We start from the raw sequence: 24,390 nt of genomic DNA, 5'->3' as shown, positions 1-24,390 counted from the left end.
GCGAACACCATCGCGCGTAAGCGTCTGTACGAAATGAACGTGGTTATCTCCGATACCGCAGAATACGGTAACTACCTGTTCTCTTACGCTTGCGTACCGCTGCTGAAAGAGTTCATGACCACTCTGCAGACCGGTGACCTGGGCAAAGCGATTGCCGAAGGTGCGGTAGATAACGCCCAACTGCGCGACGTGAACGAAGCGGTTCGTGGCCACGCTATCGAGCAGGTTGGTAAGAAACTGCGCGGCTACATGACCGATATGAAGCGTATCGCAGTAGCAGGCTAATAAAACCTCGTTATCATCCGGCCCGGTCAGCGCCTCGCGACCGGGCCGTTTTTTTATCTGCGCTTGACGGGATCGCTCAGTCCACTCTCTCATCATCTAAATTCATCTAGTTATCATATTGATAGCTTTTATTCGTACAGATTATTTTTTCTGGGATTGCTCACACTCATCTTATGTAATATTGTAAGTTACATGAAAACAAACAACTCATTCTCAGCGACGCTTCACATCCTGCTTCATCTGGAGCAGATGGACAAACCTCTGACATCCGAACAGATGGCCGCCTTTATCGACGGCAATCCGGCATTCATCCGCAAGCTGCTTGCTGGGCTCAGGGAAAACAACATTGTCTGTGCCACGAAGGGGCACCACGGCGGCTGGCGGCTGTGCCGACCGGTCAGTGAAATCACGCTTTACGATATCTACATGGCGCTCGGCGAACCGGCGCTGTTTGCGCTGGGCAACCGCAGCGAAAACCCGCAGTGCCTGGTGGAACAGGGGGTAAACCGGGTGATGTCAGAGACGCTCGCCGATGCGCAGACGTTGATCCTCGATCGCTTTAAGCGCCTGACACTACAGGATATCGGCAGCGAATTTATTAGCTACTTCAACGACAAAGGCCACGACCATGATTGAAAATTTAACCACCTGCCTGATGATTGCGATGGCGGCGAGCAGTATTTCGATGACGGTGACGCAGACGGAGCTGTTTGCCGCGTTTCGTGAATGGACGACCAAAAAGAACGCGCTGATGGGGCACTTGTTCCACTGCTTCTACTGCCTAAGTCACTGGGTGGTATTTGGCGGGATGGCGGTATATCGCCCGACGCTGTTGAACAGTGGCTTTGCGCTGATTGACTGGGTGATGACGGCATTTATCGTGATTACGATCACCACGCTGATTAACGGCTTGATGTTTAAGGTATTCCAGGCGGCGGTTAGCACCCATGTGATGAAACATAACGCCCAGCAGACGCTGCAATCGCAGAAATAAAAAAACCGGCGTCGCTTTGCTCGGCTACAAACGACCGGTAGCCAGGTCGAGCGAAGCGACGCCGGGATGCACCTTAGTTACGGTACAGCACTTTAATAATGTGGTAACCGAACTGAGTGTGCAGCGGGCCGGTTGGCTCCAGCACTGGACAGGAGAAGACCACCTTATCGAACGCCGGAACCATCTGGCCCTGACGGAATTCACCTAAGTCACCGCCGCGTTTGCCCGATGGGCAGATGGAGTGCTTCTTCGCCAGCTTGCCGAAATCGGCGCCGTTTTTAATCTGTTCCAGAAGATCCAGAGCCAGTTTCTCTTCTTTCACCAGGATATGCACTGCTGCTGCTGTTTTTGCCATGATCGAGCCTTTCTATAAGCGAGTCTGTAAGGCTGGCGATTTTAGCATGGCTTATCGCCGATACAGCACCTTGATGATGTGATAGCCAAATTTGGTTTTAACCGGCCCGAAAGGCTTAAGTAGCGGACAGCTAAAAACGGCGGCGTCGAATGGCCCCACCATCATCCCCTGCTTAAACTCGCCAAGATCGCCACCGTTGCGCCCGGAAGGGCAGCGGGAATAGCGTTTTGCCAGATGATCGAAGCTGATTCCTCGCTCCAGTTTGCTGAGGATCTCCAGCGCCAGTTTTTCTTCTTTTACCAGGATGTGCAGGGCTGCCGCGCTCTTTGCCATAAGGTCACTCTTATCGTTGGTTTGCTACCCAACACTTTACCATTCGGCGGGTAAATCTCAGCCTGACTTTCTGCTACAATCCACACCCCCGTGTTTACAGATTGAGCAATGCCCCTATGCGTTTAAACCCCGGACAACAACAAGCCGTCGAATTTGTCACTGGCCCTTGCCTGGTGTTGGCGGGTGCTGGCTCCGGCAAAACCCGCGTTATCACCAATAAAATTGCGCACCTGATCCACCAGTGTGGTTATCAGGCACGACATATTGCGGCGGTGACCTTTACCAACAAGGCCGCACGCGAGATGAAAGAGCGCGTGGCGCAAACGCTGGGGCGCAAAGAAGCGCGTGGGCTGATGATCTCCACGTTCCACACGCTTGGGCTGGATATCATCAAGCGCGAGTATGCGGCGTTGGGGATGAAGTCGAACTTTTCCTTGTTCGACGATACCGATCAAACCGCGCTGCTTAAAGATCTGACCGAAGGGCTTATCGAAGACGATAAGGTGCTCTTCCAGCAGCTGATCTCGACGATCTCCAACTGGAAAAACGATCTAAAAACCCCGGCGCAGGCAGCGGCCAGTGCGAAGGGTGAGCGCGATCGTATTTTTGCCCACTGCTACAGCCTGTACGACGCGCACATGAAAGCGTGTAACGTGCTGGACTTTGACGACCTGATCCTGCTGCCGACGCTGCTGCTGCAACGTAATGAAGAGGTGCGTGAGCGCTGGCAGAACAAGATTCGCTATCTGCTGGTGGATGAATATCAGGACACCAACACCAGCCAGTACGAGTTGGTGAAGCTGCTGGTGGGGCAGCGTGCGCGGTTTACCGTGGTGGGCGACGACGATCAGTCAATCTACTCCTGGCGCGGTGCGCGTCCGCAAAACCTGGTCTTACTGAGCCAGGACTTCCCGGCGCTGCAGGTGATTAAGCTGGAGCAGAACTACCGTTCCTCCGGGCGCATTCTTAAAGCGGCAAACATTCTGATCGCCAATAACCCGCATGTGTTTGAAAAACGTCTGTTCTCCGAACTGGGCTACGGCCCGGAGCTTAAAGTGCTGAGCGCCAACCACGAAGAGCACGAGGCGGAGCGCGTCACCGGCGAGCTTATCGCCCATCACTTCGTCAATAAGACGCAGTACAAGGACTACGCCATTCTCTATCGCGGCAACCACCAGTCGCGGGTGTTTGAAAAATTCCTGATGCAGAACCGCATCCCGTACAAAATTTCTGGCGGCACGTCGTTCTTCTCCCGCCCGGAGATTAAAGACCTGCTGGCCTATCTGCGCGTGCTGAGCAACCCGGACGACGACAGCGCATTCCTGCGTATCGTCAACACGCCGAAGCGTGAGATTGGTTCGGCAACGCTGCAAAAGCTCGGTGAGTGGGCGATGACCCGCAACAAAAGCCTGTTTACCGCCAGCTTTGATATGGGGTTGAGCCAGACGCTAACCGGGCGTGGCTATGAATCTCTCACTCGCTTTACCCAGTGGCTGGGTGAAATCCAGCGTCTGGCGGAGCGCGAGCCGATTGCCGCCGTACGCGATCTGATTCACGGCATCGACTATGAGTCCTGGCTGTTTGAAACCTCGCCGAGCCCGAAAGCCGCCGAAATGCGTATGAAAAACGTCAATACGCTTTTTAGCTGGATGACGGAAATGCTGGAAGGTAGCGAGCTGGAAGAGCCGATGACGCTGACCCAGGTTGTGACTCGCTTTACCCTGCGCGACATGATGGAGCGCGGTGAAAGTGAAGAGGAACTGGATCAGGTTCAGCTGATGACGCTGCATGCCTCGAAAGGGCTGGAGTTCCCGTACGTCTTCCTCGTGGGCATGGAAGAAGGGCTGCTTCCGCACCAGAGCAGCATCGATGAGGATAACGTCGATGAGGAGCGTCGTCTGGCCTACGTGGGCATCACCCGCGCGCAGAAAGAGCTGATTTTCACTCTTTGCAAAGAACGCCGCCAGTATGGCGAGTTGGTACGCCCTGAACCGAGCCGCTTCCTGCTAGAGCTACCGCAGGACGATGTGGTGTGGGAGCAGGAGCGAAAAGTGATTACGCCCGAAGAGCGCATGCATAAAGGGCAAGCGAACGTCGCCAATATTCGTGAAATGCTGGCGAAAGCGAAAAAGGGTTAACCAGTAGCCCGGCCGAGCGAAGCGACGCCGGGAATATGCACAGTGCCTTCCCGAAGTCGGTGTTACAAGCTATCCGGTAGCCCGACGCCAGCAACCTGCAACGGCCAATGGATATAGCTTTGCCATTGGCATTCTTGATCGACCATTTCACGCCCCAGCGGATGCTGTTCCAGCCAACTGTCCGGCAGCGTCAGGGTCAGATTTTCCCCGTCTACGGTCAGCGTAATCGCTGGCAGAAGATCGTCACGACGACGGCTGGCAAAGAGAATCGCCAGACGCAGCAGACGGCAGAGATGCTCCGCGACGCGCGGCGGCACGGCGTTCTGCTGGTGGAGCGTTGGCAGATTGACGGTGTTGGTTTGGTTCAGCAGCAGGGTGGCGAGCAGTTTTTTCTGCGCAGGCGTGAAGCCCGGCAGGTCGAGATTGCGTACCAGATAGGCCGCGTGCTGCGGAGCCTGTTTGAAATCAACGCTGAGGCCAATCTCATGCAGTGCGCAGGCGCTTAATAGCAGTTCGCTGCTTAATGGCTCCAGATCCCAGCTATCTTTCACCTGTTCGACAAAATTCGCCGCCAGTTGAGACACGCGATTTGCCTGCTCAATATCAACCATAAAGCGACGCTGAATATTACGCAACGTGCGGCTGCGAATGTCCTCGTCGACCGCCAGATGCAGCATGCCGTAGACCAGCCCTTCACGCAGTGCGCCGCCGGCCAGGGTCATGCACTGGATATCCAGCTCGGTGAAAATGGCGATAAGAATGGCGAGCCCACTTGGGAAGACCAGCGCGCGTTCAAGCGTCAGCCCTTCAATTTCCAGCTCTTCCAGACGGCCGCACTGAATGGCGCGCTGTTTTAGCTGCTGAAGCTTGGCGAGGGTAATGCGTTCATCCATCCCCTGCGCCATCATGATTTCTTGCAACGCCTGCACCGTACCAGAGGCACCGACGCAGACTTTCCAGCCGTGGTGACGCAGTTCATCGGCAACGGGCTTAAGCACTTCACGTGCGGCACGTTCCGCTTCATCGAAGTGTTCCTGGGCCAGGTTACGGTCGGTAAAGTAGCGCTCAAGCCAGGTCACACAGCCCATCGAGAGGCTAAACAGCGAAGTGGTTTGCGCACCGGTGCCGGTGACCAGTTCGGTACTGGCACCACCGATATCGACCACTAAACGACGATCGTCGCCGCCGGTGGTGTGCGCCACGCCCTGATAAATCAGGCGCGCTTCTTCTTCCCCGCGGATAACCTGCACTGGGCAACCGAGGATTTCCTGGGCTTTGGCGATGAACACATCGGCATTAACGGCAAGACGCAGCGTCGCGGTAGCCACGATACGAATTTGCGTTGGGGGAATATCCTGAAGACGTTCGGCAAACAGGCGCAGGCATTGCCAGCCTCGCTCCATTGCTTCCGTCGAAAGAGTGTTGTCGCGGTTAAGTCCGGCGGCCAGACGCACTTTGCGCTTAATGCGCGTCAGCGTCTGGATGCTGCCCGCCACCTCGCGAACAATCAGCATATGAAAACTATTGGAACCGAGATCGATAGCTGCGTATAGCGAGGTGGAAGTGAGCATAACTTATTTAACCTGAACGACGACGATTACGCGGAGCGCCCGAACGACGCGGACCGTTACCCTGACGAACGCGCGTCAGACGCAGCGGCTTCGGCAGCTCGGTTAAGAGCGCATCCGGGTTGTACTTACTCACCGGAATAGAGTGACCGGTGTAGGTCTCGATAGCCGGCAGGTTGAGCGCATACTCTTCGCAAGCCAGGCTGATTGAGTGACCGCTTGCGCCCGCGCGACCGGTACGACCGATGCGGTGTACGTAGTCTTCACAATCGTCCGGCAGGTCATAGTTAAAGACGTGTGTGACGGCAGGGATGTGCAAGCCGCGCGCCGCAACGTCGGTCGCGACCAGGATGTCGATATCACCGCGGGTGAAATCTTCCAGAATACGCAGACGTTTTTTCTGCGCCACGTCACCGGTCAGCAGGCCGACACGATGACCATCGGCAGCCAGATGGCCCCAGATGTCTTCACAGCGGTGCTTGGTGTTGGCGAAGATAATCGCGCGGTCCGGCCACTCTTCTTCCAGCAGCGTTTGCAACAAACGCATCTTTTCTTCGTTGGAAGGGTAGAAGAGCTCTTCTTTAATACGGTGGCCCGTTTTCTGCTCTGGCTCAACTTCCACGTATTCGGCGTTGTTCATTTGCTCGAACGCCAGTTCACGTACGCGGTAAGAAAGGGTAGCGGAGAACAGCATGTTCAGACGCTGGTTGGCCGCAGGCATACGGCGGAACAGCCAACGGATATCTTTAATAAAGCCCAGATCGTACATACGATCCGCTTCGTCCAGCACCACGACCTGGATCGCGCCCAGGTTGATATGGTTCTGTTTTGCATAGTCAATGAGACGGCCAGTGGTGCCGATCAGAATATCGACGCCGCTTTCCAGCACTTTCAGCTGTTTATCATAGCCGTCACCGCCGTAGGCCAGGCCCAGCTTCAGGCCGGTCGCCTGAGCCAGCGGCTCTGCGTCAGCGTGAATCTGTACTGCCAGCTCACGGGTTGGCGCCATAATTAAGGCGCGCGGTTGATTCACCTGGCGGTCAGCAATTGCCGGGTGAGAAAGAAGATAATGAAACGTCGACGTCAGGAACGCCATCGTTTTCCCGGTACCGGTTTGCGCCTGTCCCGCTACATCACGTCCAGCAAGCGTCAGCGGCAAAGCCAGCGCCTGAATGGGCGTGCAATTATAAAACCCTTTGGTTTCAAGGGCTTCAACCACTTTAGGGTGCAGGGCGAAGTCGGAAAACTTCTGTTCAGTTAAATGTGTTTTGCTCATAGTGTGGTAGAATATCAGCTTACTATTGCATTAAGAAAGCGTATCCGGTGAAATAACGTCAACCTTTGTTGGCGAAGTCAACATCAACACCTCGTTGGTTAATGCTACACCAACACACCAGGCTTATTCCTGTGGAGTTATATATGAGCGATAAAATTATTCACCTGACTGACGACAGTTTTGACACGGACGTACTTAAAGCTGACGGGCTGACACTCGTCGATTTCTGGGCAGAGTGGTGCGGTCCGTGCAAAATGATCGCCCCGATTCTGGATGAAATCGCCGAGGAGTATCAGGGTAAACTGACCGTTGCTAAACTGAACATCGATCAGAACCCAGGCACTGCACCGAAGTATGGTATCCGCGGTATCCCTACGCTGCTGCTGTTCAAAAACGGCGAAGTTGCAGCGACTAAAGTTGGCGCACTGTCTAAAGGCCAGCTGAAAGAGTTCCTCGACGCTAACCTGGCGTAAGAGATTAAACGTAAGCGTTCAGGGTTCCTGTGTTCTTAATTTGAGCGGAACTCTGGACGCTTGCCATCAGTCGTGCTAAGTTAACTTTGACTTCGTTTTAAACATACCTTGTTTGAATCTGTTTGACCCAAACCTCCCGTTGTCGTTAACAGCGTCAGAGGTTGAAAAATTCCAGGCTCGTCACTCTTTTCCGTCTTGTCGTTTCAGTTCTGCGTACTCTCCTGTGACCAGGCAGCGAACAGACATGAGTTGATGGCCGTAAACAGGCACGGATGACCCTGCCATACCATTCACAAATTAAGTTCGAGATTTACCCCGAGTTTAAGAACCCACACCATTATGAATCTTACCGAATTAAAGAACACGCCGGTTTCTGAGCTGATCACTCTCGGCGAAAATATGGGTCTGGAAAACCAGGCACGTATGCGCAAGCAGGACATCATTTTCGCCATCCTGAAGCAGCACGCGAAGAGTGGCGAGGATATCTTTGGCGACGGTGTGCTGGAGATACTGCAGGATGGATTTGGTTTCCTCCGCTCCGCAGACAGCTCCTACCTCGCCGGCCCTGATGATATCTACGTTTCCCCTAGCCAAATCCGTCGTTTCAACCTCCGCACTGGTGACACCATTTCAGGTAAGATTCGTCCTCCGAAAGAGGGTGAGCGTTACTTTGCGCTGTTGAAAGTTAACGAGGTTAACTACGATAAGCCGGAAAACTCGCGCAACAAGATCCTGTTCGAGAACTTAACCCCGCTGCACGCAAACTCTCGTCTGCGTATGGAACGTGGTAACGGTTCTACCGAAGACTTAACCGCTCGCGTCCTGGATCTGGCATCGCCAATCGGTCGCGGTCAGCGTGGTCTGATTGTGGCACCGCCGAAAGCCGGTAAAACTATGCTGCTGCAGAACATCGCGCAGAGCATCGCCTACAACCACCCAGACTGCGTATTGATGGTTCTGCTGATCGACGAACGTCCGGAAGAAGTGACCGAGATGCAGCGTCTGGTTAAAGGGGAAGTGGTTGCTTCTACCTTCGACGAACCCGCATCTCGCCACGTTCAGGTTGCCGAAATGGTTATCGAGAAAGCGAAACGTCTGGTTGAACACAAGAAAGACGTTATCATTCTGCTCGACTCCATCACTCGTCTGGCGCGTGCGTACAACACCGTGGTTCCTGCTTCAGGTAAAGTCCTGACCGGTGGTGTGGACGCCAACGCCCTGCATCGTCCGAAGCGTTTCTTCGGTGCTGCGCGTAACGTGGAAGAGGGTGGTAGCCTGACTATCATCGCGACCGCGCTTATCGATACCGGCTCTAAAATGGATGAAGTTATCTATGAAGAGTTCAAAGGTACCGGCAACATGGAACTGCACCTCTCTCGTAAGATTGCGGAAAAACGCGTCTTCCCGGCTATCGACTACAACCGTTCCGGTACCCGTAAAGAAGAGCTGCTCACTACGCCTGAAGAGCTGCAGAAGATGTGGATCCTGCGCAAAATCATCCATCCAATGGGTGAAATTGACGCGATGGAATTCCTCATCAATAAGCTGGCAATGACCAAAACTAACGACGATTTCTTCGATATGATGAAACGCTCGTAAAATCGGATTTTTGCCGACGAACGCCACACAATTGTGTGGCGTTTTTGTTTTTAGGAGTTTAGGCAATGGGGGTTAACATTTTTTTCACGAATAATTGTGGTTTACAGCTACAATGATAGTTAGTTTGCAAAATCGGTTATAAATCAGGCAAGTTTTCCCAATATTCATCAGGCTTCCTCTTCTGAAGCGCTGCTATCGTGGGTATACTTTCGCTATTAATATTCTCAGCGAGTATAAATTGTGAGTTTACTGACCGTCGGTACTGACTTGATCAGTATTTTCTTGTTCACCACCGTATTTCTCTTTTTTGCCCGTAAAGCGGCTAAAAAGATCGGTTTGGTGGATAAACCTAACTTTCGTAAACGTCACCAGGGGCTTATCCCGCTTGTGGGCGGTATCTCTGTGTATGCTGGGATCTGCCTGACCTTCGCGATTGCTAATTATTATATCCCGTACGCTTTCCTCTACCTTGCTTGTGCCGGTGTACTGGTGCTGGTGGGCGCTCTGGACGACCGTTACGACATCAGCGTCAAAATCCGTGCCACCGTTCAGGCGGTGATAGGCATCGTCATGATGACGGCAGGTCATTTGTATCTGCAAAGTCTGGGCTATCTGTTCGGTTCGTGGGAGCTGGTGCTGGGGCCGTTTGGTTTCTTCCTGACCCTGTTTGCCGTCTGGGGGATGATTAACGCTTTCAATATGGTCGATGGCATCGATGGCCTGCTTGGCGGTCTGTCGTGCGTCAGCTTCGGCGCAATTGGCCTGATTCTGTGGTTTGATGGCCAGACCAGCCTCGCCATGTGGTGCTTCGCGATGATCGCCACTATCCTTCCTTACATCATGCTGAACCTGGGTGTCCTGGGGCGTCGCTATAAAGTCTTTATGGGTGATGCCGGCAGTACGCTGATTGGCTTCACGGTTATCTGGATTCTGCTTGAAACGACTCAGGGTAAACACCACCCGATAAGCCCTGTGACGGCGCTGTGGATTGTCGCCATTCCGCTAATGGATATGGTCGCGATCATGTATCGCCGTTTACGCAAAGGGATGAGCCCGTTCTCTCCTGACCGTCAACATATTCATCATCTGATTATGCGTGCGGGCTTCACTTCTCGTCAGGCGCTGGTACTGATTACGCTCGCCGCCGCATTGCTTGCGGCGATTGGCGTCGCCGCTGAATACACCCGTGTTGTACCTGAATGGGCCATGCTGATACTGTTCCTGCTGGCGTTTGGCCTCTATGGTTACTGCATCAAACGGGCCTGGAAAGTGGCGCGTTTTATTAAACGCATGAAGCGCAGAATGCGCCGAAACAGTGAAAATAATCCAAAATTAACCAAGTAAAACTGGGGTAGTAATGACACAACCATTACCGGAAGCACCGTTGGCAAGTGCTGAGAATGAACTGGATATTCGTGGCCTGTTTCGCGCGTTGTGGTCGGGAAAACATTGGATTATCGGCTGCGCGGTGCTGTTTGCTGCCGTGGTGCTGATTTATACCTTTTTCGCCCGACAGGAGTGGAGCACCACGGCAATCACCGACCGTCCGACTGTGAATATGCTTGGCGGCTACTATTCGCAGCAGCAGTTCCTGCGCAACCTGGACGTAAAGGTTAATCCGACTACCGCCACGCCGCCTTCGGTTATGGATGAAGTCTACAAAGAGTTTGTCATGCAGCTGGCGTCCTGGGATACCCGCCGTGACTTCTGGCTGCAGACGGATTATTACAAGCAGCGGATGGTGGGGAATTCTCGTGCCGATGCCGCACAGCTCGACGATCTGATTAACGACATTCAGTTTATTCCCGGCGATGCCCTGAAAAGCATCAGCGATAGCGTGAAGCTCACAGCGGAAACGGCACCGGATGCGAATAACCTGCTGCGTCAGTATGTTGCCTTCGCCAGCCAGCGCGCCGCAGGGCACCTGAATGATGAACTCAAAGGCGCCTGGGCTGCCCGCACTATTCAGGTAAAAGCTCAGGTGAAACGCCAGGAAGAGGTCGCTCAGGCGATTTTTAACCGCCGTTTGCACAGCATTGAAGCCGCGCTGAAAATCGCGCAGCAGCACAACATCAACCGCAGCGTAACCGATATTCCGGCTGATGAATTGCCGGATTCTGAGCTCTCACTGCTTGGTCGCCCGATGCTGCAAGCGCGTCTGGAAAACCTGCAGGCGGTGGGGCCAACGTTTGACCTTGATTACGATCAGGGGAGGGCTATGCTAACGACCCTTAATGTCGGGCCAACGCTGGCGCCAAGTTTTCAGACATACCGGTATTTGCGTACGCCAGAGGAACCGGTAAAACGCACTAGCCCACGTCGTGTATTCCTGATGGTCATGTGGGGCATTGTCGGCGCATTGGTTGGTGCTGGGGTAGCACTGGCGCGTCGTCGCACGCAGTAAATACCCATCATTTGATGAAGGGCGATGGGCCTGTTTCATCTATAGAAGAGAATCGATGTGAAAGTACTGACTGTATTTGGCACGCGTCCGGAGGCGATCAAAATGGCGCCTCTGGTTCATGCGCTCGCAAAGGATCCTCACTTTGAGGCAAAAGTATGCGTTACCGCACAGCATAGGGAAATGCTTGATCAGGTGCTAAACCTCTTCTCCATCGTTCCGGATTATGACCTCAATATCATGAGTCCAGGGCAGGGGTTAACGGAAATAACCTGCCGGATTCTGCAGGGTTTAAAACCTGTTCTTGAATCTTTCAAACCCGATGTTGTATTGGTGCATGGCGATACGACTACGACGGCCGCCGCAAGCCTGTCGGCGTTCTATCAGCGTATTCCGGTCGGCCACGTGGAAGCGGGCCTGCGCACGGGAGATCTTTACTCGCCGTGGCCGGAAGAGGCCAACCGCACGCTGACCGGACATCTGGCAATGTATCATTTTGCGCCAACCGAAAACTCGCGCCAGAACCTGCTGCGGGAAAATCTCTCCGATAAACGCATTTTTGTCACTGGCAATACGGTCATTGATGCCCTCTTCTGGGTGCGCGATCGGGTGATGAACGATGAGGCGCTGAATACAGACCTCTCCCTACGTTTCCCTTTCCTGAATACCGGGAAGAAGATGATCCTGGTGACAGGGCATCGTCGGGAGAGCTTTGGGCAGGGCTTTGAAAAGATTTGCCACGCGCTGGCGGAAATCGCTGCGTCTAACCCAGATGTACAGATTGTCTATCCGGTGCATCTGAATCCGAACGTCAGTGAACCGGTCAACCGAATCCTGGGCCATGTTGATAACGTCATGTTGATTGAACCGCAGGAGTATTTGCCGTTCGTTTGGTTGATGAACCATGCCTGGCTTATCCTGACCGATTCCGGTGGCATTCAAGAGGAAGCGCCGTCGCTGGGTAAGCCGGTGCTGGTTATGCGCGAAACCACCGAACGCCCAGAGGCCATCGATGCCGGTACGGTGCGTTTAGTGGGGACGGATAGCCAGCGCATTGTGAATGAAGTTACGCGGCTACTGCGTGACGAAGAAGAATATCAAAGGATGAGCCGGGCCCATAACCCGTATGGGGATGGCCGGGCATGCGAACGTATCTTGTCAGCATTAAAAAATAATCAGGTAACGCTATGAGTTTCTCAACCCTCTCGGTGATCGGTCTGGGCTATATCGGCCTTCCAACTGCAGCAGCATTTGCTTCACGGCAAAAGCAGGTGGTGGGTGTAGACATTAATCAGCACGCGGTCGATACCATCAACCGCGGCGAGATTCATATTGTTGAGCCCGATCTCGACAGGGTAGTGAAAACGGCGGTGGCCGCTGGTTACTTACGCGCAACGACCACGCCGGAAGCCGCAGACGCCTATCTGATTGCTGTGCCAACGCCTTTTAAAGGCGATCACGAGCCGGATATGGTTTACGTTGAGGCCGCGGCGCGCTCGATTGCTCCGGTACTGAAAAAAGGGTCGCTGGTGATCCTCGAATCCACCTCTCCGGTGGGCGCGACCGAGCTGATGGCCGGTTGGCTGGCCGAGATGCGCCCGGACCTGACCTTCCCGCAGCAGGCGGGCGAGCAAGCGGATATCAACATTGCCTACTGCCCGGAGCGCGTGCTGCCGGGGCAGGTGATGGTGGAACTGATTAAAAACGACCGCGTAATTGGCGGAATGACGCCGGTCTGCTCCGCGCGTGCTAGCGAGCTCTATAACATCTTCCTTGAGGGCGAGTGCGTGGTGACTAACGCCCGTACCGCCGAGATGTGCAAGTTGACGGAAAACAGCTTCCGCGATGTGAATATTGCTTTTGCTAACGAGCTGTCGCTTATCTGCGCCGATCAGGGAATTAACGTCTGGGAACTGATTCGCCTCGCGAACCGCCACCCGCGCGTGAATATCCTTCAGCCAGGCCCTGGCGTCGGCGGGCACTGTATCGCCGTCGACCCGTGGTTTATCGTGGCGCAAAACCCGGAGCAGGCGCGTTTGATTCGCACCGCTCGTGAGGTGAACGACCATAAACCGTTCTGGGTTATCGACAACGTGAAGGCCAACGTTGCTGACTGCCTGGCAGCCAGCGATAAACGCGCCAGCGAGCTGAAAATTGCCTGCTTCGGTCTGGCGTTTAAGCCAAACATTGACGACCTGCGCGAAAGCCCGGCGATGGAAATTGCGCAGCTGATTGCCCAATGGCACAGCGGCGAAACCTTGGTGGTGGAACCAAACATTCATCAGCTGCCGAAAAAACTCGACGGCCTGTGCACGCTGGTGTCGCTTGAGACCGCGCTTGCCAGCGCTGACGTGATTGTGATGCTGGTGGATCACGCCCAATTTAAAACTGTTAGCGGTGACGCGATTACCCAGCAGTACGTGGTTGATACAAAAGGAGTCTGGCGTTGAAACGAATTCTGGTAACCGGTGGCGCAGGCTTTATCGGCTCGGCGGTTGTGCGCCATATTATCAACCACACGTCGGACAGCGTGGTGGTGGTGGACAAACTGACCTACGCCGGCAATCTGGCATCGTTGGCGCCAGTGGCGCAGGACTCTCGCTTTGCCTTTGAACAGGTTGATATCTGCGATCGCGCCGCGCTGAACCGCGTATTTGAACAGTACCGCCCGGATGTGGTGATGCATCTGGCGGCGGAAAGCCACGTTGATCGTTCTATCGACGGCCCGGCGGCGTTTATCGAAACCAACATCGTCGGTACCTACACGCTGCTCGAGGCCGCGCGTGCCTGGTGGTCTGCGCTGGATACCGACGGTAAAGCGGCGTTCCGCTTCCATCATATTTCAACCGATGAAGTTTACGGCGACCTGCATTCAGTGGACGATTTCTTCACGGAAACGACCCCTTATGCGCCAAGCAGCCCTTACTCGGCCTCAAAGGCCAGCAGCGACCATCTGGTTCGCGCCTGGCTGCGTACCTACGGCCTGCCGACGCTCATTACCAACTGCTCAAACAACTATGGCCCGTACCATTTCCCGGAAAAGCTGATCCCTCTGACGATCCTCAACGCGCTGGCCGGGAAACCGCTGCCGGTGTACGGCAATGGCCAGCAGATCCGCGATTGGCTCTATGTTGACGATCACGCCCGTGCGCTCTATCTCGTCGCCACCGAAGGCGCTATCGGGGAGACCTACAATATTGGCGGTCATAACGAGCGAAAAAATCTCGATGTGGTTGAGACTATTTGTGCCCTGCTCGAAGAGCTGGTGCCGGAAAAACCGCAGGGCATAGCGCACTATCATGATCTGATTACGTTTGTTGCCGATCGCCCTGGCCACGATTTACGTTACGCCATCGATGCGGCGAAAATTGCCCGCGAACTGGGCTGGACCCCGGAAGAGACTTTTGAAAGCGGCATGCGTAAAACCGTGCAGTGGTACCTCGCCAACGAAAGCTGGTGGAAACAGGTACAGGACGGTAGCTATCAGGGTGAACGTCTGGGTCTGAAGGGTTAATCACCCCGGAGGAGGAACGCAATGAAAGGCATTATTCTTGCTGGCGGGTCGGGCACGCGCCTGCATCCGATCACCCGCGGCGTATCAAAACAGCTGCTACCGATTTACGACAAACCGATGATCTACTACCCGCTGTCGGTGCTGATGCTGGCGGGTATCCGTGAAGTTCTGATCATCACCACGCCGGAAGACAAGAGTTATTTCCAGCGTCTACTGGGTGACGGTAGCGAATTTGGTATTTCATTGCAGTATGCCGAACAGCCAAGTCCGGACGGCCTGGCGCAGGCGTTTATCATCGGTGAAACCTTCCTGAACGGCGAGCCGTCGTGCCTGGTGCTTGGCGACAATATCTTCTTTGGTCAGGGCTTCAGCCCGAAACTACGCCATGTAGCGGCGCGTACCGAAGGGGCAACGGTGTTTGGTTATCAGGTGATGGACCCGGAACGCTTTGGCGTGGTGGAATTTGACGATAATTTCCACGCGCTCTCGCTGGAAGAAAAACCAAAGCAGCCAAAATCTAACTGGGCGGTCACCGGCCTCTACTTCTACGACAGTAAGGTGGTGGAGTACGCCAAGCGCGTGAAGCCTTCCGAGCGCGGCGAGCTGGAAATCACCTCAATCAACCAGATGTATCTGGACGACGGCAAGCTGACCGTTGAGCTGCTCGGCCGTGGTTTTGCCTGGCTTGATACCGGCACGCACGACAGCTTGATTGAAGCGAGCATGTTTGTGCAGACGGTAGAAAAACGTCAGGGCTTTAAAATTGCCTGCCTGGAAGAGATCGCCTGGCGCAACGGCTGGCTCGACGATGAAGGCGTAAAGCGCGCCGCCGCCGGGCTGTCGAAAACTGGTTACGGCCAGTATCTGCTGGAGCTGCTTCGTGCTCGTCCGCGCCAATATTGACTCCCTGACGTGGGAAAACCAATTCTTCGGCGTGAACAGTGCAATGGTTCGCGTGGCCGACGATGCGCCACCGCTGACCGTTGAACGATTAGCACAATGGTCTCGGGTACAGGCGAAAATAGCCGCGCATCAGGTGGATTACCTTGATGCGCTTCAGCATCTGGGGTTTCGGCTGGTTGAGGGTGAAGTTGATCTGGCGCTGCCGGTAACCACCGGGGGAACCACTCTGGCGCAGGTTGCCACTGACGATGATATTCCCGCGCTGCGCAGCCTTGCCGCCCAAGCTTTTGCCCAAAGCCGTTTCCGTGCGCCGTGGTATGCGCCAGAGGCGAGCGGTCGTTTCTATGCGCAGTGGATTGAAAACGCGGTGAAAGGCACCTTTGATAACCAGTGTCTGGTATTTCGCGATGAACGCGGGGCTATCCGCGCCTTTGTTTCCCTACGAGAATTAAACGCCTGTGACGCGAGAATCGGCCTACTGGCTGGTCGCGGTGCAGGTGCTGAACTGATGCAGGCGGCGGTATGCTGGGCGCATACCCGCGGCTTTTCGACGCTACGGGTGGCGACGCAAGCCGGCAATACCGCAGCACTTCAACGCTATATTCATAGCGGCGCTAACGTGGTTAGCACCGCGTACTGGCTATACAGGTGACTCCATGATTCCATTTAACGCCCCACCGGTAGTGGGTACTGAACTCGATTACATGCAATCCGCGATGGGCAGCGGGAAACTGTGCGGTGACGGCGGCTTTACCCGTCGCTGCCAGCAGTGGATGGAGCAGCGCTTCGGCAGCGCCAAGGTGCTGCTGACTCCGTCGTGTACCGCGTCGCTGGAAATGGCGGCGATCCTGCTGGATATCCAGCCGGGTGATGAAGTGATTATGCCGAGCTACACCTTTGTCTCCACCGCCAACGCCTTTGTGCTGCGCGGCGCGAAAATTGTGTTTGTTGACGTGCATAAAGAGACCATGAATATCGATGAGAGGCTGATTGAAGCGGCCATCACCGATAAAACCCGCGCTATCGTGCCGGTGCACTATGCGGGCGTGGCCTGCGAGATGGACACCATCATGGCGCTGGCGAAAAAATACAATCTGTTCGTGGTGGAAGACGCTGCGCAGGGCGTGATGTCGACCTACAAAGGCCGCGCGCTGGGCTCTATTGGCCATATCGGCTGCTTTAGCTTCCACGAAACCAAGAACTACACCGCCGGCGGTGAAGGCGGCGCGACGCTGATTAACGATCGTGCGCTGGTAGAACGCGCGGAAATTATCCGCGAGAAAGGCACCAACCGCAGTCAGTTCTTCCGTGGCCTGGTGGATAAATACACCTGGCGCGATATTGGCTCCAGCTACTTAATGTCTGATCTGCAGGCTGCCTATCTCTGGGCGCAACTGGAGGCCGCGGAGCGTATCAATAAGCAGCGTTTGTCCCTGTGGCAAACCTACTATGACGCGCTGCTGCCGCTGGCAAATGCCGGGCGCATCGACCTGCCGGTTATCCCGGAAAACTGCAGCCATAACGCGCACATGTTCTACATCAAACTGCGCGATGTGGAAGACCGCAGCGCGCTGATTAGCTGGCTGAAAGAGGCTGAAATCCTCGCCGTGTTCCACTACATTCCGCTGCACTCCTGCCCGGCTGGAGAGAAGTTTGGCGAGTTCCACGGTGAAGATCGTTTCACTACGCAAGAAAGTGAGCGTTTACTTCGGTTGCCGCTGTTCTACAACCTGTCGCCGGTCGACCAGCGTACGGTTATTAATACTCTGCTGAGCTATTTCGCCTGATATGTCACTGGCAAAAGCTTCGGTGTGGACCGCCGCGTCCACGCTAGTCAAAATTGGCGTGGGGCTGCTGGTGGTCAAGCTGCTGGCGGTATCGTTTGGTCCGTCAGGCGTCGGACAGGCAGGTAACTTCCGCCAGTTGGTCACCGTGCTCGGTGTGCTTGCTGGGGCGGGCATTTTTAACGGGGTGACGAAACTTGTCGCCCAGCATCACGATGACCCGGTGCGGCTGCGCCAGGTGGTGGGCACCTCATCGGCGATGGTGCTTGGCTTCTCCACGCTGTTGGCGGTGATCTTTTTGCTCGCGGCAGCGCCGATAAGTCAGGGGCTGTTTGGTCATACTCATTATCAAGGCCTGGTACGGCTGGTCGCGCTGGTGCAGTTAGGTATTGCCTGGGCGAACCTATTGCTGGCGCTGATGAAAGGCTTCCGCGATGCGGCGGGTAACGCGCTGTCGTTGATTGCCGGGAGTCTGATTGGCGTGGTGGCCTATTACGCCTGCTATCGTTTTGGTGGCTATCAGGGCGCGCTGCTGGGGCTGGCGCTGGTGCCGGCGCTGATAGTGATTCCTGCGGCGATGATGCTCACCAAACGCGGCGTCATTCCCTGGGGCTATCTCAAGCCACAGTGGGACCGTTTGCTGGCCGGTCAACTGGGTAAATTTACCCTGATGGCGGTGATTACTTCCGTCACGATGCCGGTAGCCTACGTGATGATGCGAAACCTGATGGCGGAGCACTACAGCTGGGACGAGGTCGGGATTTGGCAGGGTGTGAGCAGTATCTCCGATGCTTACCTACAATTTATTACCGCCTCGTTCAGCGTCTATCTGTTACCGACGCTATCGCGGTTGACCGCAAAGCAGGATATTGGCCGTGAAATTGGCCGCTCGCTGACGTTTGTGGTGCCTGCGGTGGCGGCGGCAAGCTTGACCGTCTGGCTGCTGCGCGATTTTGCTATCTGGCTGCTGTTTTCATCGAAGTTCGTCGCGATGCGTGACCTGTTTGCATGGCAGCTGGTCGGCGACGTGTTGAAAGTAGGCGCTTACGTTTATGGCTATTTAGTGATAGCCAAAGCCTCGCTGCGTTTTTATATCCTGGCCGAACTGAGCCAGTTTACGCTGCTGACGGCGTTCTCCCACTGGCTTATCCCGGCGCACGGCGCACTGGGCGCGGCACAGGCCTATATGGCGACCTATATTGTCTATTTCACGCTGTGTAGCGGCGTATTTTTAATTTGGCGTAAACGGCAATGACCGAACTGATACATATTCTGGGATCGGATATCCCTCACCACAACCAGACGGTGCTACGGTTTTTTGCCGATGAGCTGGCCGCAGAGCCCGCGCACGCCCGTCAGTTTATGGTGGTGAGCGGTGACGAAAGCCTGGCGAAGGCGTTTCCTTCGCTGGCGATCGACCGTTATAACGATAAATCCGCGCTGGCAAAGGCGGTGGTGGCAAAAGCGAAGGCCAATCGGCAGCAGCGCTTTTTCTTCCACGGTCAGTTTAATACCGGCATCTGGCTGGCGCTGCTCAGCGGTGGCTTGAAGCCCTCGCAGGTGAGCTGGCATATTTGGGGGGCGGATCTGTATGAAGTCTCCCGTGGCCTGAAGTTCCGTCTCTTCTACCCGCTGCGTCGCATGGCGCAGGGACGAGTAGGGCGCGTTTTCGCTACGCGTGGCGATCTCAGCTATTTTGCTACCCGACACCCGCAGGTGCCCGGTGAGCTGCTTTATTTCCCAACGCGCATGGACCCTTCGCTAAACGCGCTGGCGGACGTCGCGCCGCGTGACGGCAAGCTGACGATTCTGGTGGGCAATTCCGGCGATCGCAGCAACGAGCACGTTGCGGCACTGAAAGCGGTACATCAGCAGTTTGGCGATACGGTAAATGTGATAGTCCCGATGGGCTACCCGGCCAAAAACGAGCTATATATTGCAGAAGTAAGCGACGCCGCAAAGGTGCTGTTCAGTAACAAAAATGTGCAGATTTTACGCGAAAAACTAGAGTTTGACGCCTATCTTGCGCTGTTACGTCGCTGCGATTTGGGCTATTTTATTTTTGCGCGCCAGCAAGGTATCGGCACGCTCTGTTTGCTGATTCAGGCGGGGATCCCCTGCGTGCTCAACCGTCAGAACCCGTTCTGGCAGGATATGGCCGAGCAGCATATTCCGGTGCTATTCACCGACGATGCGCTGACCGTGCCGGTGGTACGTGAAGCGCAGCGCCAGCTGGCGCTGGTGGACAAAAGCGCCATCGCCTTTTTCAAACCTAACTATCTGGCGCCGTGGCATCGGGCGCTGCAACTGGCGGCGGGGGAAGCGGTATGAGCGAAATGCAGTTTACCGGGCTGTTCGCCGTCTGGCTGTTGTCGACGCTGTTTATCGGCACCTTAACCTGGTTTGAGTTCCGCCGCGTCCGTTTTAACTTCAACGTCTTCTTCTCGTTGCTGTTTCTACTGACCTTCTTCTTCGGCTTCCCGCTGACCTGTACCCTAGTGTTCCGTTTCGGCGTCGGCGTGTCGCCGCCGGACGTGCTGCTGCAAACGTTGCTGATTTCGGTCTGCTTCTATGCGGTCTACTACGTGACCTACAAAACGCGTCTGCGGCCTGCACAGACCAGCGCTGCGCGTCGGCCGCTGTTCACCATGAACCGGGTTGAAACGAACATCACCTGGGTTTTGCTGATGGTGATTGCGCTGTTTACGGTCGGCACGTTCTTCATGCATAACGGCTTCCTGCTGTTTAAGCTGCACTCCTATAGCCAGATTTTCTCCAGTGAAGTCTCGGGCGTGGCGCTTAAGCGATTCTTCTACTTCTTTATTCCGGCAATGCTGGTGGTCTATTTCCTCAATCCGACCTGGAAACGGTGGATCGGTTTTCTGATTGCGACCACGGCCTTTGGCCTGCTGACCTACGCGATTGTCGGTGGTACCCGCGCCAACATTATCATCGCCTTCGCCATCTTCCTGTTCATCGGCATTATTCGCGGCTGGATTTCGCTGTGGATGCTGGTGGCCGCCGGGGTGATGGGGATTATCGGCATGTTCTGGCTGGCGCTAAAGCGCTACGGCATGAACGTCAGCGGCGACGAAGCGTTTTATACCTTCCTCTACCTGACGCGCGATACCTTCTCGCCGTGGGAAAACCTGGCGCTGCTGTTGCAGAACTACGACAAAATTGACTTCCAGGGGCTCGCGCCCATGGTGCGTGACTTCTACGTCTTTATTCCAGGCTGGCTGTGGCCGTCACGGCCGAGCATCGTGCTGAACACCGCTAACTACTTTACCTGGGAAGTGCTGAACAACCACTCCGGGCTGGCTATCTCTCCAACGCTCATTGGTTCGCTGGTGGTGATGGGCGGTATGTGGTTTGTGCCGCTGGGCGCGGTGGCGGTGGGGCTGATTATTAAATGGTTCGACTGGCTGTATATGTTGGGCAATCGGGAAACCAACCGCTATAAATCGGCGATTCTGCACAGTTTCTGCTTTGGCGCGATCTTCAATATGATCGTGCTGGCGCGTGAAGGGCTGGACTCTTTCGGCTCTCGCGTCGTCTTTTTCATGGTTATCTTTGGTGTCTGTTTGCTGGTGGCAAAACTGCTGTACTGGCTGTTTGAAAGCGCGGGGCTGATTCATCAGCGGCTAAAACGTCCCCCGCACGTTGGAGAAGGACAAAATGGCTGACTCATTAACCGCGCCGACCTACACCCTGCGCGGGCTGAAGCTTATCGGCTGGCGCAACATGCAGCATGCGCTGGACTACCTGTACGCGGACGGCAATCTGAAGCAGGGCACGCTGGTGGCGATTAACGCCGAAAAAATGCTGACGCTGGAAGATAATGGCGAGGTGCGGGAGCTGATTAACGCGGCGGAGTTTAAATACGCCGACGGTATTTCCGTGGTGCGCTCTGTTCGCAAGAAATATCCCGAAGCTAACGTCTCACGCGTCGCGGGAGCGGATCTCTGGGAAGCGCTGATGGCCCGCGCGGGAGCCGAAGGTACGCCGGTGTTTCTCGTCGGTGGCAAGCCTGAAGTGATGGCGGAGACCGTGGAGAAGCTGCGCAAGCAGTGGAACGTGAATCTGGTCGGCACCCAGGATGGCTACTTTACGCCGGACCAACGACAGGCGCTGTTTGAACGTATTCACGCTAGCGGGGCGAAAATCGTCACCGTGGCGATGGGCTCGCCAAAACAGGAAATCCTGATGCGCGACTGCCGGCAGGTGCACCCCGACGCGCTCTATATGGGCGTGGGTGGCACTTATGATGTCTTTACCGGCCATGTGAAGCGTGCGCCGAAGGTGTGGCAGAACCTCGGACTCGAATGGCTTTATCGCCTGCTGTCCCAGCCAAGCCGGATTAAACGCCAGCTTCGCCTGCTGCGCTATTTACGTTGGCACTACACCAATAATCTCTGAATTTCCTGCGTATTACCGGTGATGCATCACACATAATCTGCGTGATGCATTCACAACTCCGATACTTTATTCCTCATTTATATTTGCCATTTAAGCCAAATTGTTAAACCATTCGCCTGCCCTGACGATATCTACGTATTTTCTACGGCGGTATCCGTATCCGACAGACATCTATTTTTCTATAAAAAATAAAACCGGCATCGACCGGACATATGCAAACACAGAGGATCTATGGCAGAGAATAAACCGGAGCTCCAGCGCGGTCTGGAAGCCCGTCATATCGAATTAATTGCCCTTGGGGGCACCATCGGCGTGGGCCTATTTATGGGGGCGGCAAGCACCCTGAAGTGGGCCGGGCCGTCGGTGCTGCTGGCCTATATTCTGGCTGGGGTATTCGTCTTCTTCATTATGCGCTCGATGGGCGAGATGCTGTTTATCGAACCGGTGACCGGTTCATTCGCCGTTTACGCGCACCGTTATATGAGCCCATTCTTCGGCTATCTCACCGCCTGGTCATACTGGTTTATGTGGATGGCGGTGGGTATTTCGGAAATCACCGCGATAGGCGTTTACGTCCAGTTCTGGTTCCCGGATATGGTGCAGTGGATACCGGCGCTGATTGCCGTGGGGCTCGTTGCACTGGCAAACCTGGCGGCGGTTCGCCTGTACGGTGAAATTGAATTCTGGTTTGCGATGATTAAAGTCACGACCATTATCGTGATGATAGTCATTGGCCTCGGCGTGATTTTCTTCGGCTTTGGCAACGGCGGGACGTCCATCGGATTTAGCAATTTGACCGAGCACGGCGGTTTCTTTGCGGGTGGCTGGAAAGGCTTCCTGACGGCGCTGTGTATTGTGGTGGCGTCCTATCAGGGCGTGGAGCTTATCGGCATGACCGCCGGTGAAGCGAAAAACCCGCAGGTAACGCTGCGCAGCGCGGTAGGCAAAGTGCTGTGGCGTATCCTGATTTTCTACGTGGGCGCGATTTTCGTTATCGTGACCATCTTCCCGTGGAATGAAATTGGCACCAACGGTAGCCCGTTTGTGTTGACCTTCGCGAAAATCGGTATCACCGCGGCAGCAGGGATCATCAACTTTGTGGTACTGACGGCAGCGCTCTCCGGCTGTAACAGCGGGATGTACAGCTGTGGCCGTATGCTTTACGCGCTGGCGAAAAACCGCCAGTTGCCGTCGGCGATGGCGAAAGTAACCAAGAGCGGCGTTCCGGCAGCGGGTGTGAGCGTATCCATTGTTATCCTGTTGATTGGCTCCTGCCTGAACTACATCATTCCTAACCCGCAGCGTGTGTTTGTCTATGTGTATAGCGCGAGCGTACTGCCGGGCATGGTGCCGTGGTTTGTGATTCTGATTAGCCAGCTGCGTTTCCGTCGCGCGCACAAAGAAGCGATTGCCAGCCATCCGTTCCGCTCAATTATGTTCCCGTGGGCCAACTATCTGACCATGGCGTTCCTGGTTTGCGTGCTAATCGGTATGGGGTTCAACGATGACACCCGGATGTCGCTGTTTGTCGGTGCGCTTTTCCTGGCTCTTGTGACGCTGGTTTATAAGGTTTTTGGCATGAGCCAGGGTGCGGAAGTGCAAGATTTGCGGAAATAAGAGACAAAATGCGCAAAGCATGAGCAAACGATAATTTTCTTTAAAAAGGCACTAGACAGCGGGGGAGGAAGTCCGTATTATCCGACCCCGCAACGGCGCTAAGCGCCCGTAGCTCAGCTGGATAGAGCGCTGCCCTCCGGAGGCAGAGGTCTCAGGTTCGAATCCTGTCGGGCGCACCATTTACCCGGTGCTGGAGCTGCGGTGGTTCTAAAAGACCGCGTAAGAGATTTACAGTGGTGGCTATAGCTCAGTTGGTAGAGCCCTGGATTGTGATTCCAGTTGTCGTGGGTTCGAATCCCATTAGCCACCCCATTATTTGATAGAGTTGTGAAATTGCGAAGGTGGCGGAATTGGTAGACGCGCTAGCTTCAGGTGTTAGTGTCCTTAGGATGTGGGGGTTCGAGTCCCCCCCCTCGCACCACGACTTTATAATGAATTGAATTAATAATTCAAAAAGCAGTACATCGGCGAGTAGCGCAGCTTGGTAGCGCAACTGGTTTGGGACCAGTGGGTCGGAGGTTCGAATCCTCTCTCGCCGACCAATTTTAGACCCTGCAGCGCAGGGTTTTTTATTCAAGACTTGATGTCTGAATAAAAACCGAATTGAACGATAATTCAAAAAGCAGTATTTCGGCGAGTAGCGCAGCTTGGTAGCGCAACTGGTTTGGGACCAGTGGGTCGGAGGTTCGAATCCTCTCTCGCCGACCAATTTTGAACCCCGCTTCGGCGGG

General features: G+C 54.9%; 22 protein-coding genes, 5 tRNA genes and 2 pseudogenes. 25 read left to right on the top strand and 4 right to left on the bottom strand.

Annotation, left to right across the window (positions count from 1 at the left end; genetic code table 11):
• The 3 genes and pseudogenes from RDN66_RS21695 to RDN66_RS21685 all read left to right on the top strand — a co-directional run.
• Positions 1-285, top strand: a pseudogene (locus RDN66_RS21695) (ketol-acid reductoisomerase); the annotation flags it as partial.
• 192 nt (positions 286-477) lie between these two features.
• Positions 478-921, top strand: a complete 444-nt coding sequence (locus RDN66_RS21690) for an Rrf2 family transcriptional regulator (RefSeq protein ID WP_123651791.1) — start codon at positions 478-480, stop codon at positions 919-921.
• Positions 914-1,279, top strand: coding sequence for a DUF1360 domain-containing protein (locus RDN66_RS21685; RefSeq protein WP_123651790.1), 366 nt, complete (start codon positions 914-916; stop codon positions 1,277-1,279). The genes RDN66_RS21690 and RDN66_RS21685 overlap by 8 nt, the downstream gene beginning before the upstream one ends.
• 73 nt (positions 1,280-1,352) lie before the next feature.
• Here RDN66_RS21685 and ppiC (RDN66_RS21680) read toward each other — a convergent pair whose 3' ends face one another.
• Together ppiC (RDN66_RS21680) and ppiC (RDN66_RS21675) are read right to left on the bottom strand one after the other, a co-directional pair.
• Complete coding sequence (gene ppiC / locus RDN66_RS21680) at positions 1,353-1,634, bottom strand: peptidylprolyl isomerase PpiC (protein WP_003017999.1); 282 nt, start codon at positions 1,632-1,634, stop codon at positions 1,353-1,355.
• Between the two features lie 51 nt (positions 1,635-1,685).
• Positions 1,686-1,967, bottom strand: coding sequence for a peptidylprolyl isomerase PpiC (ppiC, locus tag RDN66_RS21675; protein ID WP_035896545.1), 282 nt, complete (start codon positions 1,965-1,967; stop codon positions 1,686-1,688).
• Between the two features lie 116 nt (positions 1,968-2,083).
• Between ppiC (RDN66_RS21675) and rep the strand changes: the two genes are divergently transcribed.
• Entirely contained in the window at positions 2,084-4,105 is a 2,022-nt protein-coding gene (gene rep, locus RDN66_RS21670) for a DNA helicase Rep (RefSeq protein WP_123651789.1), read from the top strand.
• 62 nt (positions 4,106-4,167) lie between these two features.
• Here rep and gppA read toward each other — a convergent pair whose 3' ends face one another.
• Together gppA and rhlB are read right to left on the bottom strand one after the other, a co-directional pair.
• Positions 4,168-5,676, bottom strand: a complete 1,509-nt coding sequence (gppA, locus tag RDN66_RS21665; protein ID WP_035895782.1) for a guanosine-5'-triphosphate,3'-diphosphate diphosphatase — start codon at positions 5,674-5,676, stop codon at positions 4,168-4,170.
• A 7-nt stretch (positions 5,677-5,683) separates the two neighbouring features.
• Complete coding sequence (gene rhlB, locus RDN66_RS21660; protein WP_035895780.1) at positions 5,684-6,949, bottom strand: ATP-dependent RNA helicase RhlB; 1,266 nt, start codon at positions 6,947-6,949, stop codon at positions 5,684-5,686.
• Positions 6,950-7,092: 143 nt separating this feature from the next.
• On the opposite strand from rhlB, the gene trxA reads away from it, so the two are divergent.
• The 21 genes and pseudogenes from trxA to RDN66_RS21555 all read left to right on the top strand — a co-directional run bounded on the left by trxA (position 7,093) and on the right by RDN66_RS21555 (position 24,367).
• On the top strand, positions 7,093-7,422 hold the full coding sequence (gene trxA, locus RDN66_RS21655) for a thioredoxin TrxA (RefSeq protein ID WP_002883224.1): 330 nt from the start codon (positions 7,093-7,095) through the stop codon (positions 7,420-7,422).
• Positions 7,423-7,612: 190 nt separating this feature from the next.
• Positions 7,613-7,675 (top strand): annotated as a pseudogene (locus RDN66_RS21650) (rho operon leader peptide); the annotation flags it as partial.
• An 86-nt stretch (positions 7,676-7,761) separates the two neighbouring features.
• The gene (rho, locus tag RDN66_RS21645; RefSeq protein WP_035895778.1) at positions 7,762-9,021 is read left to right on the top strand and encodes a transcription termination factor Rho; all 1,260 of its coding nucleotides are present in this window, start codon (positions 7,762-7,764) and stop codon (positions 9,019-9,021) included.
• Between the two features lie 240 nt (positions 9,022-9,261).
• Positions 9,262-10,365, top strand: coding sequence for a UDP-N-acetylglucosamine--undecaprenyl-phosphate N-acetylglucosaminephosphotransferase (gene wecA / locus RDN66_RS21640; RefSeq protein WP_202216809.1), 1,104 nt, complete (start codon positions 9,262-9,264; stop codon positions 10,363-10,365).
• A 13-nt stretch (positions 10,366-10,378) separates the two neighbouring features.
• Entirely contained in the window at positions 10,379-11,425 is a 1,047-nt protein-coding gene (gene wzzE / locus RDN66_RS21635) for an ECA polysaccharide chain length modulation protein (protein ID WP_202216808.1), read from the top strand.
• A 57-nt stretch (positions 11,426-11,482) separates the two neighbouring features.
• The gene (gene wecB / locus RDN66_RS21630; RefSeq protein WP_202216807.1) at positions 11,483-12,613 is read left to right on the top strand and encodes a non-hydrolyzing UDP-N-acetylglucosamine 2-epimerase; all 1,131 of its coding nucleotides are present in this window, start codon (positions 11,483-11,485) and stop codon (positions 12,611-12,613) included.
• Positions 12,610-13,872, top strand: a complete 1,263-nt coding sequence (gene wecC, locus RDN66_RS21625) for a UDP-N-acetyl-D-mannosamine dehydrogenase (RefSeq protein WP_202216806.1) — start codon at positions 12,610-12,612, stop codon at positions 13,870-13,872. Before wecB ends, wecC begins: the two co-directional genes overlap by 4 nt.
• A complete protein-coding gene (gene rffG, locus RDN66_RS21620) occupies positions 13,869-14,936 on the top strand; it encodes a dTDP-glucose 4,6-dehydratase (protein WP_123651783.1) in 1,068 nt (355 codons plus the stop codon). Before wecC ends, rffG begins: the two co-directional genes overlap by 4 nt.
• 21 nt (positions 14,937-14,957) lie before the next feature.
• Positions 14,958-15,839, top strand: a complete 882-nt coding sequence (rfbA, locus tag RDN66_RS21615; RefSeq protein ID WP_035895770.1) for a glucose-1-phosphate thymidylyltransferase RfbA — start codon at positions 14,958-14,960, stop codon at positions 15,837-15,839.
• Positions 15,817-16,491: a dTDP-4-amino-4,6-dideoxy-D-galactose acyltransferase gene (gene rffC / locus RDN66_RS21610; protein ID WP_202216805.1), complete on the top strand. Its 675-nt coding sequence runs from the start codon at positions 15,817-15,819 to the stop codon at positions 16,489-16,491. The genes rfbA and rffC overlap by 23 nt, the downstream gene beginning before the upstream one ends.
• 4 nt (positions 16,492-16,495) lie before the next feature.
• Positions 16,496-17,626, top strand: a complete 1,131-nt coding sequence (rffA, locus tag RDN66_RS21605; protein ID WP_202216804.1) for a dTDP-4-amino-4,6-dideoxygalactose transaminase — start codon at positions 16,496-16,498, stop codon at positions 17,624-17,626.
• A 1-nt stretch (position 17,627) separates the two neighbouring features.
• Complete coding sequence (gene wzxE / locus RDN66_RS21600) at positions 17,628-18,878, top strand: lipid III flippase WzxE (protein ID WP_202216803.1); 1,251 nt, start codon at positions 17,628-17,630, stop codon at positions 18,876-18,878.
• Positions 18,875-19,954, top strand: a complete 1,080-nt coding sequence (locus RDN66_RS21595) for a TDP-N-acetylfucosamine:lipid II N-acetylfucosaminyltransferase (protein WP_202216802.1) — start codon at positions 18,875-18,877, stop codon at positions 19,952-19,954. The genes wzxE and RDN66_RS21595 overlap by 4 nt, the downstream gene beginning before the upstream one ends.
• Complete coding sequence (gene wzyE, locus RDN66_RS21590) at positions 19,951-21,309, top strand: ECA oligosaccharide polymerase (RefSeq protein ID WP_035895763.1); 1,359 nt, start codon at positions 19,951-19,953, stop codon at positions 21,307-21,309. Before RDN66_RS21595 ends, wzyE begins: the two co-directional genes overlap by 4 nt.
• On the top strand, positions 21,302-22,042 hold the full coding sequence (gene wecG, locus RDN66_RS21585) for a lipopolysaccharide N-acetylmannosaminouronosyltransferase (RefSeq protein WP_035895761.1): 741 nt from the start codon (positions 21,302-21,304) through the stop codon (positions 22,040-22,042). The genes wzyE and wecG overlap by 8 nt, the downstream gene beginning before the upstream one ends.
• Positions 22,043-22,273: 231 nt before the next feature.
• Entirely contained in the window at positions 22,274-23,659 is a 1,386-nt protein-coding gene (locus tag RDN66_RS21580) for an amino acid permease (RefSeq protein ID WP_035895760.1), read from the top strand.
• 102 nt (positions 23,660-23,761) lie between these two features.
• Positions 23,762-23,838: transfer RNA gene (locus RDN66_RS21575), tRNA-Arg, on the top strand.
• 57 nt (positions 23,839-23,895) lie between these two features.
• A tRNA-His gene (locus RDN66_RS21570) sits at positions 23,896-23,971 on the top strand.
• 23 nt (positions 23,972-23,994) lie between these two features.
• Positions 23,995-24,080 (top strand) — tRNA-Leu (locus RDN66_RS21565).
• A gap of 44 nt (positions 24,081-24,124) precedes the next feature.
• Positions 24,125-24,201 (top strand) — tRNA-Pro (locus tag RDN66_RS21560).
• 89 nt (positions 24,202-24,290) lie between these two features.
• Positions 24,291-24,367: transfer RNA gene (locus tag RDN66_RS21555), tRNA-Pro, on the top strand.
• Positions 24,368-24,390: the final 23 nt, after the last annotated feature.

Origin of the sequence: uncultured Kluyvera sp., from assembly GCF_902485085.1 — a bacterium.
In the GTDB taxonomy this organism is placed as follows: Bacteria; Pseudomonadota; Gammaproteobacteria; order Enterobacterales; family Enterobacteriaceae; genus Kluyvera; species Kluyvera ascorbata.
This window is presented reverse-complemented; position numbering and strand designations above follow the sequence as displayed.

Coding starts and splice junctions, on each gene's coding strand:
- wecC (WP_202216806.1), top strand. CDS start 12,610: ATGAGTTTCTCAACCCTCTCGGTGATCGGTCTGGGCTATATCGGCCTT.
- trxA (WP_002883224.1), top strand. CDS start 7,093: ATGAGCGATAAAATTATTCACCTGACTGACGACAGTTTTGACACGGAC.
- gppA (WP_035895782.1), bottom strand. CDS start 5,676: ATGCTCACTTCCACCTCGCTATACGCAGCTATCGATCTCGGTTCCAAT.
- rho (WP_035895778.1), top strand. CDS start 7,762: ATGAATCTTACCGAATTAAAGAACACGCCGGTTTCTGAGCTGATCACT.
- RDN66_RS21690 (WP_123651791.1), top strand. CDS start 478: ATGAAAACAAACAACTCATTCTCAGCGACGCTTCACATCCTGCTTCAT.
- rhlB (WP_035895780.1), bottom strand. CDS start 6,949: ATGAGCAAAACACATTTAACTGAACAGAAGTTTTCCGACTTCGCCCTG.
- rfbA (WP_035895770.1), top strand. CDS start 14,958: ATGAAAGGCATTATTCTTGCTGGCGGGTCGGGCACGCGCCTGCATCCG.
- wecG (WP_035895761.1), top strand. CDS start 21,302: ATGGCTGACTCATTAACCGCGCCGACCTACACCCTGCGCGGGCTGAAG.
- RDN66_RS21685 (WP_123651790.1), top strand. CDS start 914: ATGATTGAAAATTTAACCACCTGCCTGATGATTGCGATGGCGGCGAGC.
- rffA (WP_202216804.1), top strand. CDS start 16,496: ATGATTCCATTTAACGCCCCACCGGTAGTGGGTACTGAACTCGATTAC.
- RDN66_RS21595 (WP_202216802.1), top strand. CDS start 18,875: ATGACCGAACTGATACATATTCTGGGATCGGATATCCCTCACCACAAC.
- wzxE (WP_202216803.1), top strand. CDS start 17,628: ATGTCACTGGCAAAAGCTTCGGTGTGGACCGCCGCGTCCACGCTAGTC.
- wzyE (WP_035895763.1), top strand. CDS start 19,951: ATGAGCGAAATGCAGTTTACCGGGCTGTTCGCCGTCTGGCTGTTGTCG.
- ppiC (WP_003017999.1), bottom strand. CDS start 1,634: ATGGCAAAAACAGCAGCAGCAGTGCATATCCTGGTGAAAGAAGAGAAA.
- wzzE (WP_202216808.1), top strand. CDS start 10,379: ATGACACAACCATTACCGGAAGCACCGTTGGCAAGTGCTGAGAATGAA.
- RDN66_RS21580 (WP_035895760.1), top strand. CDS start 22,274: ATGGCAGAGAATAAACCGGAGCTCCAGCGCGGTCTGGAAGCCCGTCAT.
- ppiC (WP_035896545.1), bottom strand. CDS start 1,967: ATGGCAAAGAGCGCGGCAGCCCTGCACATCCTGGTAAAAGAAGAAAAA.
- rep (WP_123651789.1), top strand. CDS start 2,084: ATGCGTTTAAACCCCGGACAACAACAAGCCGTCGAATTTGTCACTGGC.